We start from the raw sequence: 12458 nt of genomic DNA, 5'->3' as shown, positions 1-12458 counted from the left end.
CCGTAGTTCTAGACGGCCTTGACCTTGGCGCCGCGGCGCGCCGGCACCGGGGCAGCTTCAACCTTGCGGCCGAGCCCGATGCTCTTGGCGAGACGCGAGCGCGCCTCCGAATAGCTCGGTGCAACCATCGGATAGTCTGCCGGAAGGCCCCACTTGGCGCGATACTGATCTGGGGACATGTCATACTCAGTGCGCAGATGGCGCTTGAGCGACTTGAACTTCTTGCCGTCTTCAAGGCAGATCAAGTAATCGGGCGTGATAGACTTCTTGACAGGCACTGCGGGGCGCACGTCAACAGGCGCTTCCGGCTCCGAGACACCGGCCAGACCCAGCAGCGCCGAGTGCACCTGAGCGATCAGTTTCGGCACATCGGTGGCGCTGAGCGCATTGTGACTTACGTATGCACCAACGATCGTAGCACTCAACTCGATCATTTTAGCACTTCGCAAATCACCGGAAGCTGCAGAGGCACCCGCGGATCCTGACACCATTGACTCCATATTCGATCTCCATTTCCGCTCACGGGGACAAGCGCACGAATATACGCGTTATACACCTGACCAGTCACCACGCGGTGGCCGATAGCTTAGCCTTGTGAGGGTCTTTTCTGTCTGTTATTTAAACGCGTTATCTCATCGTTATCTGGTTACACTTTGGTCTTTACTTCGTCAAGGGAAGTTAGGTCACGTGAAGTAGGGCAAAAAGTGGCATGGGACCAACTATCGTGCGTGAGACGATCACACTGCAGCTGCTGGGCACACCTGTGCTGCGACTTGCAGACGGCACTGCTGTTGAATTGCGGCAGAAGGCCTATGCACTTGCTGCGGTCCTGTATCTCGAGTTTCGCGAACGCGCCCGCCGCTCCGCAGTAGCCGAGAAAGTCTGGGAGGCAAGTACCCCGGAGCAGGCTATGACCAACCTGCGGCAGACCTTGCTGCACACACGGGGTCTCGAAGCCCAATATGGCTTCGAATTGTTTGACGCCGACTCTTCAAAGATCGAACTCAACCGCACTATCTCATTGGATTTGCGAGAGATCGGCCGCATTCGTACTGCCAGCGACGCGGCTGAACTGGAGCGGCTGGTTGGCCTCTACAATGGCGAGCTACTGGGCGGGGCGAGCGATCTGGGGCCTGAATTCACCCAGTGGCTGCGCACCGAGCGGGTGCATATCGAGGAAGCTTTCGCCAGCCAGGGCGTCGAGGCCGCGCTGCGTATCGGGGGCACTGGCGGCATCGCGGTGCTGACGAAAATGAGCACCCAATTGCCCCTCAGCGAAGAGGTTTGCCGGGCATTGATGACGCTGCATTTGCGGAACGATAACGATACCGCCGCAAAATCGGTTTTCAACAGCTTCCGAAACCGCCTCATCCGCGAAGTGGGTGCGGAGCCCTCCGAAGAGACCACTTCGCTGATTCGGCACCCGGTCGAGCGGCCTAGTGCTAAAATCTACGCCCTGCCCAGCAACCAGATCCTCGAGCGGGCGCGGCCGGCGTTCGTTCCGCGGGTGGTGCTGCTGCCGCCTCTGCAGGACCTCAAGCAGGGCCGCCTGCCCCGCCACCTGGCGCCGGCACTGATCGAGGACGTGACCATCGGGCTGACCCGGCTCAAGTCGCTCTCGGTCATCGCTCCTCACACCGCCTGGCAGCTCGATCCTTTTTCAGCGCTCGATGAGGTACGTGCACATCAGATCGACTATGCTGTGGAAAGCCGGGTCGCCCCGGATTTCGCCTCCGACGCGCTCTCGATTGCCATCCGCCTGGTGCGCTCGGCGGGCCGGGAGATCGTCTGGGCTGATAAGTTCGTGTTCCGCAGCAGCGACGCACCGGAAGTCTATTGGAACTTCGCCAACGGCATCGCCCGCTCGCTGGCGGACAACATCGAGTCGGCCGAGTTGGCCAGCGAGCGCACGATGCGCGACGCGGATGCCTATGGGCACTATCTCAACGGGCGGCACAATTTGCGCTCGTTCGACCTGCCCAAGATACGTCGCGGCCGCAAATCGCTTCGACTGGCGCGGGACATGGACCCTGAGCAGGCGAGCATCGAAAGCCTGCTGGCCCGCAGCTATGTGGTCGAATGGGTCCTGCGCTCCGGCTCTGATCGTACCTTGCTGAGCAAGGCGAAACTCCATGCCGAGCGCGCCGTTGCGATCGATCCCAATGACGGCACCGCCTATCGTGAGCTGGGGCGCGTGGCACTGTTCGATCGCGACCTCGATGGTAGCCTTGCCCACATGAGCATGGCGGCAGAACTGGCCCCCAACCACGCCGATGTGCTGGCGGACTACGCCGACACACTTGCACACAATTCCAACTTCACCGCCGCGCAGCAAAAGATTGAAGAGGCGATCCGGCTGAACCCCATCGCTCCGGACGAATACCTATGGACACTGGGCGGCATTTACTTCTTCCGCGGGCGCTGGGAAGAAGCACTGAGCGCGCTGCAACAGATGCGCAACCAGGACCCGGCGCTGCGGCTCATGGCGGCTGTCGCCGCCATGGCTGGGCAAATGGACCTGTCGCGTACCTACCGGTTGCGAGCTCTCGAGCTGCAGCCGGACTTCAACGTCGCCCGCTGGGCCTCGCGCATGCCGCAAAGGGACCCGGCGGACGTCGACTTCTATGTAGAAGCCTTGATCAAAGCCGGTTTCCGGTAACCCAATCCAGAAGGAAAAGATCTATGCGCTATGTGATTATTGGACAAAAGGGTGACTCCCAGCTGCTCGTCGTCGATACTCAGCAGATGACGGTGATCCCTATCGATTCCGCCAACGTCATGCCGGACAAGCTGCACTCCATGCGTGCCGAGGGCGGCGCGGTGAGCGATGGCATCGACCTCGCCATCACCGCCGATCCGCGCGAAGACGGCAGCTCGATCTGGTATTTCCAGGGTAAGTAAACCTTCATGCTGACCGGGACGTCTGATCCCGGAAGTCCCGCGGCGCTGCTGCGGGACTTGTCTTTGCATTTTGAAACGCTTGGCATCACCCGGCTCGCCGGACAGACCGGGCTCGACCGGCTGGGCATTCCATGCGTCGCGGCGATCCGCCCAAATTCGGCGACGGTAGCGACCCATCAGGGCAAGGGGATTGATGAGGCGTCCGCCCGCATCTCGGCCGTGATGGAAGCAGCGGAGTATGCGCTGGCGGAAGTGCCCGATGTGGCGACGCTGACCATGACCGCCAATTCCGCAAGCCTCGCAGGCTATGCCCGGATGAGCGTGGCGCACCTGATGCCGCACACTTGGACGCTGGATGAGGAGATGCCGCTCGACTGGCTGCAGGGCGAAGCAATAGGCGACCCGTTCCCTGTTCTTGTTCCTGCCGAAGCGATCGTGCTCGGCCGCGCACCGCGCCAGCTCATCGGCATTTCGCAATCGACCAACGGGCTGGCCGCCGGCACCAGCCGTGACGGTGCCCTGCTCCATGCGCTCTGTGAACTGATCGAGCGCGATGCGGTGTGCCTTTGGGGGTTCAAGTCCGATGCGGCGGCGCACGCGACCGCAGTGGCGCCGGAGGCATTCGCGGACGCCGAGATCGACGCGCTTGTGAGGCGGATTGCAACCGCAGGGTTTAGGCTCAACATCTACGACCAGACAACCAATACCGGCGTGCCGTGCATCTATGCGGTACTGTCCCCGGACGGACGCCCCGATCGCCATTTCGACGCCGCAACCGGAGCAGGATGCCACCCGGTGCCGGCAATTGCGGCGCGGCGGGCCATCGTGGAGGCGGCACAGACCCGGATCAGTATCATTGCCGGGTCCCGAGACGATATCGCCGAGGCGGACTATGGCGGGCGTCTGAGCCGCGACGTTGCTTTGCTCACCGCGCCCGGAGCAATAGCGACCCGCCCTGCCCCAACGGGATTGGGGCGGAACACGAGCCTGTTGGCGCAACTGGAGTTCGTGAAAGCCGGGCTGGCGAAAGCGCAGCTCAACCGGATCATCGTGGTCCCACTGGGTGGCGGGCGGTTTGGCATCCATGTGCTCCGCGCCTTTGTGCCCGGGCTCGAGGACCGCCTCACCAACAAGCACTGGCGGCCCGGCCCGCGAGCGACGGCAGCCATGCTGGGGTTCGCATGAAGGTGCTGTTCGCCGGCCCATCGCTCCATGGTCAGGAGTATGTTCGTGCCGAGCTCGAGCTTCGGGCACCGGCGCGTCAGGGCGACGTCTACACTGCTGTGCGCGAGGGGGCGGTGGCGATCGGCCTCGTCGACGGGGTGTTCGGCGCGGTGCCGTCGGTGTGGCACAAGGAGATCCTGTTCGCACTGTCAGAGGGCGTACGCGTGATCGGCGGGGGCTCGCTCGGGGCGCTGAGGGCCGCTGAATGCCACGCCTTCGGCATGGAGGCGATCGGCACGATTGCAGCGGACTATCTGAGTGGCGCGCGGACAGAGGATTCCGATGTTTGCCTTGCCCATTGCCCGGCCGAGCTTGGCTTCATGCCGCTCAGTGAACCGCTGGTGGATGTCGAGACGACGCTGCTGGCGCTGGAAGCCAATGGAGTGATTTCAGCGGCAGAAGACACGGCTCTGCTTGCGGCGGCCAGCGCGCTCTACTTCGGCGCTCGCACGGTGGAGGCGCTGACCGGCGCCACTGCGCTCCCTCCAGATCGATGCGCCGCCATCGAGCGTGCCTATCGCGCGGGACGGATCAGTGTGAAGGCAACAGATGCACTTGCCGTAATCGACAGGCTTCGCGCCCTGCCCGATGAGCGCGGCAGCCGTCCGGGCTGGAGGTTTGTTGAGTCTGATCCGTGGCGGCACTTTCTCACCCAGCAAGCAGGCGCATAGTGCTCCCGGTCAAAAACCCGGTCGTTGCGAACAAAACGGGAATAGTGCTCACTGGCAGCTCACTGTTCCCGGATCGATTCGCGTGCTGGACACCCCGAGCTATCTCGACAAGCTGAACCCTGAGCAGCGGCTGGCTGTGGTGCACGAGGATGGCCCGCTGCTGGTGATTGCCGGGGCGGGTTCGGGCAAGACCAATACGCTGGCGCATCGGGTGGCGCACCTGATCGTCAATGGTGCCGATCCGCGCCGTATCCTGCTGATGACCTTTTCACGCCGGGCGGCGAGCGAGATGCAGCGGCGGGTGGAGCGTCTGCTGGCGCAGGTGATGGGCCCTAAAGCGGGACTGATCACCGATGCGCTGAGTTGGGCCGGAACGTTTCACGGCATCGGCGCGCGACTGTTGCGCGAACATGCAGAACAGATCGGGCTCGACCCTGGCTTTTCGATCCATGACCGTGAGGACTCGGGCGACCTCATCAACATCATCCGCCACGAGATGGGGTTTTCCGAAGCCAAGGAGCGGTTTCCGACCAAGGGCACCTGCCTTGCGGTCTACTCGCGCGTGGTCAATGCGCAGGATGAACTGGATGCGGTGCTCAAACAGGCGTTTCCGTGGGTCGCGATGTGGAGCGACCAGCTGCGGCAGCTGTTCGGCGCCTACGTCGAGGCCAAGCAACGCCAGCAGGTGCTCGATTACGATGACCTGCTGCTCTACTGGGCCGCCATGATGCGCGACACGGCAGTGGCGGCGGACCTCGGATGCCGCTTCGACCATGTGCTGGTCGACGAGTACCAGGACACCAACCGGCTGCAATCCTCGATCCTGTTGGCGCTGAAGCCAAATGGGGCCGGACTGACGGTGGTGGGCGACGACGCGCAATCGATCTACTCGTTCCGCGCCGCCACGGTGCGCAACATTCTCGAGTTCCCGCAGAGCTTTACCCCGCCCGCGCGCATCGTGACGCTCGATCGCAACTATCGCTCGACCCAGCCGATCCTCGCGGCGGCCAACGCGGTGATTTCGGAGGCGAGCGAGCGTTTCACCAAGAACCTCTGGACCGAGCGGCTGGCGACAGAAAAGCCGCGGCTCGTTGCCATCAAGGACGAGGCAGACCAGGCTCGCTATGTGGTCGAAAGCATTCTCGCCTGTCGCGAGGGTGGCACGGCGCTGAAGCAGCAGGCCGTACTGTTCCGCACCTCGAGCCATTCGGCGGAACTGGAGATCGAACTCACGCGCCGCAACATCCCGTTCGTGAAGTTCGGCGGGCTGAAGTTCCTCGATAGCGCACACATCAAGGACCTCTTGGCAGTGCTGCGCTTTCTCGAGAACCCGCGCGACCGGGTGGCTGGGTTCCGTGTGCTGCAGCTGCTGCCAGGGATTGGTCCGGGGACGGCCGGTAAGGTGCTCGACGCGATGGCAGAAAGCGATGCGCCGCTGAATGTGTTGCTCGCCACCCCACCGCCGCCGCGCGGCTCGGAAGGCTGGCCGGCGCTGCTTGAAATGGTCGGCGACATCGGCGCGCGAACTGCTGGCTGGCCGGCAGAACTGCAGCGCGCGCGGCTCTGGTATGAGCCGCTGATGGACGCGGTTTATGACGACGCCATGGTGCGCAAGGAGGACCTGTACCAGCTCGAACAGATCGCCTCGGGTTACCAGAGCCGCGAGCGCTTTTTGACCGAACTGACACTCGATCCGCCGGACGCGACCTCGGACCAGTCGGGCGTGCCGCTGCTCGATGAGGACTATCTGATCCTCTCGACCATCCACTCGGCCAAGGGCCAGGAGTGGAAGAACGTGCATGTGCTCAATGTGGTCGACGGCGCTATTCCGTCGGACCTCGGCACGGGCTCGACCCATGAACTCGAAGAAGAGCGGCGGCTGCTCTATGTGGCGATGACCCGGGCCAAGGACGAATTGCACCTGATGGTGCCGCAGCGGTTCTATGTGCACCAGCAGGCCCAGTATGGCGACAAGCACGTTTATGCGCAGCGCAGTCGCTTCATCACCAAGGCCATGCTGCCGCTGTTCGAGGATATCTTCTGGCCGCTGGTGAAACCCGCCGCGCTGAGCCCGCTCAGCCCCGGCGCGCCGCGCATCGATATCGGCGCGCAATTGCGGGGCATGTGGCAGAAGTGAAAAAGCCGGTTGAAATCAGCCAGCGCGAGGCGCGGCGCATCTGGCTCAGGGCGCAGCGGCTCGACACGCGCGCGCCGTTTGGTGCGGGACCGGTCGCCACACAGGCAGCGGTTGAACACCTCGGTTATGTGCAGATCGATACGATCAACGTCATCGAGCGCGCTCACCACCACATCCTCTTTTCCCGCATCCCGGATTACCGGCGCAGCGACCTGACGCAGGCGCAGTCGGCCGACAAATCGGTGTTCGAGTACTGGACGCATGCGCTGGCGTTCGTCCCGACGCGCGATCTTCGCTATTACGTTGCCGACATGAAGCGGCATCGTGATGAGCCGCTGAAATGGTCCGCCAATGCCAATCTGGGTGATCTGAAGCGGCTGTTGAAGCAGATCGAGGCGGAGGGACCGATTTCGATCCGCGACATCGAGGACGATGAACTGGTTGAGAAGGACCATCCCTGGGCTAGCAAGAAGCCGTCCAAGCGCGTGCTGCAGTTTGGGTTTTTCAGCGGCGCTCTGACGATTTCCGAACGGAACGGCATGCTGAAGAGCTACGAACTGATGCACCGGCACTTCGGCTGGGCGGCGGCGCCGAAGCCGGCATCGGAACGGCAGACGGCAGAGTATCTGCTGGACCGCTCGTTACGCGCGCATGGGCTGATCAGCGCCGCATCGGTGATGTATCCCAAACTGCGATTTTCGGAGCCCCTGACGCAACTGGTGGAGAGCCGGGTGCGCCGGAAACTGTTGGTGCCGGTGACGGTCGCGGGCGATCCGACGGCGTACTGGGCAACGCCAGAGACGCTGGCGCAACCGGTGACCGACACCGAGCCACTTGCGCATATCCTCTCGCCCTTCGATCCACTAATCATCCAGCGGAAGCGGACCAGCCAGTTCTTCGGCTACGAACACGTGTTCGAGGCCTATGTGCCCAAGGCCAAGCGGCGGTACGGCTATTTCACCCTGCCGGTGCTGGTGGGCGACGAGATCGTGGCGGCGCTCGACCTGAAGACAGACCGCGCGGCAGGCAAGCTGCTGATCCAGGCTTGGCATTGGGTCGGTGCGGGTGATCCGGGGCTGCACAAGGCGGTGATCGAAGCCGAGCTCGGGCGCTTCGAGCGGTTTCAGCTCTCCAGCTAGCGCGCCCGAACCCTGAGGCCGACCTCGCTGAGGATCAGCTCAGCCTGCGCCGCCGAGACCACTGCGCCACGGAAACGCACCGCCTCACGCAACAGCGTCAGCCCGCCAAGATCGGCGCCGCGCAGATCGGCATCCTGAAACTTCGCCTGTTCGATATTGGCTTCGCGGAGGCTCGAGTTTTCGAAGATCGCGTCGCGGAAATCGCAGTTGGCCAGATCGGCGCTGGAGAAGTCGAGCCCAACGAGCTTCAGTTTGCGGAAGGAAACGCCGGAGAGCTTGGCCGACACCAGCAGCGTGTTGGCGAAGTGCACATCGAGCGTCTTGGCGTCAGAGAAATCTCCGCCCGTCAGCTTGCAGTTGTCGAACTTGGCTGACGAAAGCACCGCGCTGCGGAAGCTGGAATTGTTGAAATCGGACGATACGAAGGCCGCGTCTTCGAGATTGGCGCCCTTGAAGCTGGCGCCGGGGCCCTTGCAATGGCTCCACTTGCTCAGCTCCAGCGTCGCCTTGGCGAGGTTGGCCTGCTTGAAGCCGCAGCGCTCGAACACCCAGCCGGTGAGATCGAGCCCGCTGAGATCGGCTTCTTCGAAATCACACGCCACAAGGCGCACTGCGCCCTTGCCGCTGAGAGGAGCAATGTCAGATCGGCCCAGGGACCGGTCGGCGAATTGGGCGATGTATTCAGTCATGCCCGCTTCTAGTCGCCGGCGGGCCGAGTCGCAAAAGCAAACGGCACCCTTCTGGGTGCCGTCGCCTTGAACCTGGTGTCGTCTGGCATAGAGCCGTGGGGCTCGTTTAGTCGAAACGGTAACGGACCGTGCCGCGGATCTCGTTGATCCAATTGTTGTCGATCTCGAAGGCGCTGGACGTCGAGGTGTCGGTCGGCGCGTTGCTGATCTGATTGATGTAAAGGCCGCGATAGCCGACATCGGCGACCCACTTGCCCATGTCGTAGCCGACACCGACCATAAACGCAGCGGCGCCCGAGACGTTGGTGCCGGTGGGAACCGGGATCGGTACGCCGACCGGGGAATTGGTTTCGACGTGGTTCCAGGCGACACCGGCGCCCGCGCCGACATAACCAAAGGCACCGCCGCCGCCAGAATAGCCGCTGACGCCGCCATCAAAGCCGAAATCATAGTAGACGTTGGCCAGCGCCACGGTGGAGCGCAGCATCAGCGTGTAATCGCCGGCATCGCCGGTCGGCGGAGCCGTGCCGGTCTTGGTGATCTTGAGACCCGAGGTTTCGACCGAGTCGATCGTGCCGTCGAAGCGGAGGCCGGTGCCGGTTTCGTAACCGAAGCCAGCGCCCCAGCTATAGCCGTAGCCATAGTCGACGATCTCATCGATGTCCGTCGAGTCCCACGGGTGTTTGACTTCCGGAGCCCAGTGCCAGTTCAGCGCCGCGCTGCCGCGCAGGTAGAACGAGCCGCCAACGCCGTAGTCGACATCGGGAACTTGTACGTCGGGATATTCAGGCATGTCGGCCGCCATGGCCGGGCCGGCGAGCAGGGCAGCTCCCAGAGCCGCCGAAGCAAAAAATCTACGCATTGAACAGGTCCTTGTTGCCATCACGACACCAGTCGAGTGAGGCCACTATGCCTGCCGTTTGTTAAAGGGCACTTAACCCTAACGCTTAACCCTAACAGCCGATGAAAATGACAGGCGCCAACACTTAAGGAAGTGTTGACGTCGACTTGCGGTCTACTTGGAGCTGTTGCGGAAACGCGATCGCGGCCGGGCCCCGCCGGCGTCAGGCGACCTTCTTGATGGTCGCTGTGATCTCGCTGACGATCGCAGCAACAAGGCTCTCGTCGTCGCTCTCTGCCATGACGCGGATCACTGGCTCGGTGCCGGACTCGCGGATCACGAGGCGCCCGCTCTCGCCGAGCCGCGCCCGGCTCTCTGAGATAACCTGCAGCACCAGCTTGTGCTCGAGTGGCTTGCCGTCTTTGTAGCGCACCGACTGCAACAGCTGCGGCACCTTGTCGAAGCGGCGGCAGATTTCGGAGATCGGCTTGTTGGCCAGCTTGGCCACCGCGAGCAATTGCAGTGCCGCGATCAGGCCGTCGCCTGTCGTGGTGAAATCGGTGAGGATGATGTGGCCGCTCTGCTCACCGCCGACATTGTAGCCCTTGGCCCGCATGGCTTCGAGCACGTAGCGGTCGCCCACCTGGGTGCGTTCGAGCCCGAGGCCGATACCAGTAAGGTAGCGTTCGAGGCCAAGATTGCTCATCACAGTCGCCACCAGCCCGCCGCCCTTGAGTTCGCCACGGCTGTGCCAGCTCTCAGCGATCACCGCCATGAACTGGTCGCCATCGACGATTTCGCCCTTCTCGTCGACAATGATCACCCGGTCCGCATCGCCATCGAGCGCGATGCCGATATCTGCGCGGTGCTCGCGCACCTTGGCCCTAAGCGCGTCGGGCGCGGTGGAACCCACACCATCATTGATGTTGAAGCCATCCGGCTCGACGCCAATGGAAAAGACCTCTGCGCCCAGTTCCCACAGCGCGATCGGCGCGACCTTGTAGGCCGCGCCGTTGGCGCAGTCGACCACGACGCGGAGGCCGGTGAGGTCCATGCCCTTGGGCAGCGTGCGCTTGGCATATTCGATGTAGCGGGTCTGCGACGCCTCGCCACCGGCGGGACCCGCGTCGCGGTGGGCGCGGCCGATCCCCCTGCCCTTCGACAACTGGCTCGACAGGTCCTCATCCATCATCCGCTCGATATCGGCTTCGACGGCGTCAGAGAGCTTGTAGCCATCGGCGCGGAAGAGCTTGATGCCGTTATCGTCATAGGGGTTGTGCGAGGCGGAGATCATCACGCCAAGGTCCGCCCGCAGCGAACGCGTCAGCATGGCAACAGCGGGGGTCGGCATCGGCCCGAGGAGGTAGACGTCCATGCCCACCGCGGTGAAGCCAGCGGTGAGCGCATTCTCAATCATATAGCCCGAACGGCGGGTATCCTTGCCGATCACCACGCGGTTGCGGTGGTCGCCATTGACGAACTTGAGGCCCGCCGCCATGCCGACCTTCATCGCCAGCTCCGGGGTCAGCTTGTCGCCATTGGCGAGGCCACGGATTCCGTCAGTGCCGAAATACCTGCGTGCCATGCGATGTCCCCTCGAAATGCGTCTGCGCAACTTGTAGCGCCTAGCGGTAAACATACGAAACAGATTGGTGCTGTTTCGTTAATCAGATGATCGGGGCGGCAGTGGGGCTTGAGTGAGTTCAGGCTTGAGGCTGGGTCCGAACGGAAGCGTCACCCTACTGCGTAAAGTCGGTCGGGGAACTATCCTGGAAGAACGAAACTCCCCGGCCTGTTACCGGGTGATAAAACTGGAAATGCCCATGCAAATCGTCCTGCGCCGTGATGTCGAAGCACTGCTGTTCGAGACAAAGTTTCCAAGCCCACTGAAAGTAGGGGAACGACGCCTTTTGCATCGCATCCCCAGCACCTTTCAAGCTGGTCGGAACGCCGGCCGCCTCTAGCATGTCGACGGTGAAAGTCAGTTCGCCCGTTCGCGGAGCGGACCTCAGGTCGATATCTACGCGCGAAAAGTCTGAACTCACCATCAGTTCAGCGGATCGCCGAGGCGCTACACCAAAGCACAAACCATATGTGATCGGCACCCACCCCGCTTGTTTGGCAAAGCCAGCGATGGCTGTCTGACAATCCTGGCTTTCCCGCTGGCCAGTGACCTGTTCAACCGTTGCAATCCACGGTGTCAGCACAACATTGGTGGCTCTGGGCCCCCTCTCAAACGAGTGAAGATATGAAGCGCTGAGCACAAGTTGCGAGGTTATTGGGATATCGGATGTCAACGAACTGGTTGGCGCGTCATCAGTTGCAGAAACGCTGAGGCTGAAGTCCGCAATGCGTGGCGAGAGGTCGTAGGCAAACTCGTCGAGTTCAAAGTACTCGATCGGTGCCGGCCTGTTGGCGCTGCGGAGCCAAGCCACACGGCCCGCCATGGACCCGTCCGCCTTCGGCAAATCTCTGTAGCTTCCGCCTCGGTCGACGGCATTGAGGGCAAGGCTCGTGCCGGGCCCAGGGGGCGACTTCTTCCACAGGCATGGTGACATCAGGAAGAAGACGATCGCCGATCCATCTGGAAGAACGACGTAGGCATTGTCTCCTTCGGATACGCGGGCGAAGACGGCCGACAAGTCGTTGCCAGCGCCACTTACCCCTTCACCACCCTTCATCACATCGCACTTGGCCACACGGCGGGCCTCGGCGGGTTGGCCTTCAACCTTGAAGGACGCCACCATCTCGATGTCGTACGAGAACAGGAAAGTCGGCGGGGAACCACGAAGCGATGCCATGATCAACATCGGAAAGGCCACAATGCCGATCATTCCGGCAACCATGACACCGAGC

General features: G+C 62.6%; 11 protein-coding genes. 6 read left to right on the top strand and 5 right to left on the bottom strand.

Translation table 11 applies throughout. The annotated features are described in order from the left end of the window. Positions 1-8: 8 nt before the first annotated feature. Positions 9-434 (bottom strand): MucR family transcriptional regulator, encoded by a 426-nt coding sequence (locus ACO06J_RS01390; protein WP_421758912.1) that lies wholly within the window; start codon positions 432-434, stop codon positions 9-11. Positions 435-724: 290 nt separating this feature from the next. On the opposite strand from ACO06J_RS01390, the gene ACO06J_RS01385 reads away from it, so the two are divergent. The 6 genes from ACO06J_RS01385 to ACO06J_RS01360 all read left to right on the top strand — a co-directional run bounded on the left by ACO06J_RS01385 (position 725) and on the right by ACO06J_RS01360 (position 8072). After that, the gene (locus ACO06J_RS01385) at positions 725-2659 is read left to right on the top strand and encodes a BTAD domain-containing putative transcriptional regulator (protein WP_421758911.1); all 1935 of its coding nucleotides are present in this window, start codon (positions 725-727) and stop codon (positions 2657-2659) included. A 23-nt stretch (positions 2660-2682) separates the two neighbouring features. Then, the gene (locus ACO06J_RS01380) at positions 2683-2901 is read left to right on the top strand and encodes a hypothetical protein (RefSeq protein WP_421758910.1); all 219 of its coding nucleotides are present in this window, start codon (positions 2683-2685) and stop codon (positions 2899-2901) included. A 63-nt stretch (positions 2902-2964) separates the two neighbouring features. Next, a complete protein-coding gene (locus ACO06J_RS01375) occupies positions 2965-4086 on the top strand; it encodes a YcaO-like family protein (protein ID WP_421758909.1) in 1122 nt (373 codons plus the stop codon). After that, positions 4083-4796, top strand: coding sequence for a TfuA-like protein (locus ACO06J_RS01370; RefSeq protein WP_421758908.1), 714 nt, complete (start codon positions 4083-4085; stop codon positions 4794-4796). The genes ACO06J_RS01375 and ACO06J_RS01370 overlap by 4 nt, the downstream gene beginning before the upstream one ends. 82 nt (positions 4797-4878) lie before the next feature. Then, the gene (locus ACO06J_RS01365; protein ID WP_421758907.1) at positions 4879-6933 is read left to right on the top strand and encodes an ATP-dependent helicase; all 2055 of its coding nucleotides are present in this window, start codon (positions 4879-4881) and stop codon (positions 6931-6933) included. Next, a complete protein-coding gene (locus ACO06J_RS01360; RefSeq protein ID WP_421758906.1) occupies positions 6921-8072 on the top strand; it encodes a winged helix-turn-helix domain-containing protein in 1152 nt (383 codons plus the stop codon). Before ACO06J_RS01365 ends, ACO06J_RS01360 begins: the two co-directional genes overlap by 13 nt. On the opposite strand, the gene ACO06J_RS01355 is transcribed toward ACO06J_RS01360, so the two are convergent. From ACO06J_RS01355 to ACO06J_RS01340, 4 genes are all read right to left on the bottom strand, one after another. After that, positions 8069-8761 (bottom strand): pentapeptide repeat-containing protein, encoded by a 693-nt coding sequence (locus tag ACO06J_RS01355; RefSeq protein WP_421758905.1) that lies wholly within the window; start codon positions 8759-8761, stop codon positions 8069-8071. The two genes, ACO06J_RS01360 and ACO06J_RS01355, sit on opposite strands and share 4 nt — an antisense overlap. A gap of 106 nt (positions 8762-8867) precedes the next feature. Further along, complete coding sequence (locus ACO06J_RS01350; RefSeq protein ID WP_421758904.1) at positions 8868-9623, bottom strand: hypothetical protein; 756 nt, start codon at positions 9621-9623, stop codon at positions 8868-8870. Between the two features lie 202 nt (positions 9624-9825). After that, positions 9826-11187 carry a phosphoglucosamine mutase gene (glmM, locus tag ACO06J_RS01345; protein ID WP_421758903.1) on the bottom strand — a complete coding sequence of 454 codons (1362 nt, stop codon included), beginning with the start codon at positions 11185-11187 and terminating at the stop codon, positions 9826-9828. 154 nt (positions 11188-11341) lie between these two features. Further along, positions 11342-12436 (bottom strand): hypothetical protein, encoded by a 1095-nt coding sequence (locus ACO06J_RS01340; RefSeq protein WP_421758902.1) that lies wholly within the window; start codon positions 12434-12436, stop codon positions 11342-11344. Positions 12437-12458 lie beyond the last annotated feature (22 nt).

This window comes from Devosia sp. (assembly GCF_965229025.1).
In the GTDB taxonomy this organism is placed as follows: domain Bacteria; phylum Pseudomonadota; class Alphaproteobacteria; order Rhizobiales; family Devosiaceae; genus Devosia_A.
The sequence above is the reverse complement of the archived record's forward strand: the minus strand, read 5'-3'. Positions and strand labels throughout refer to the sequence as shown.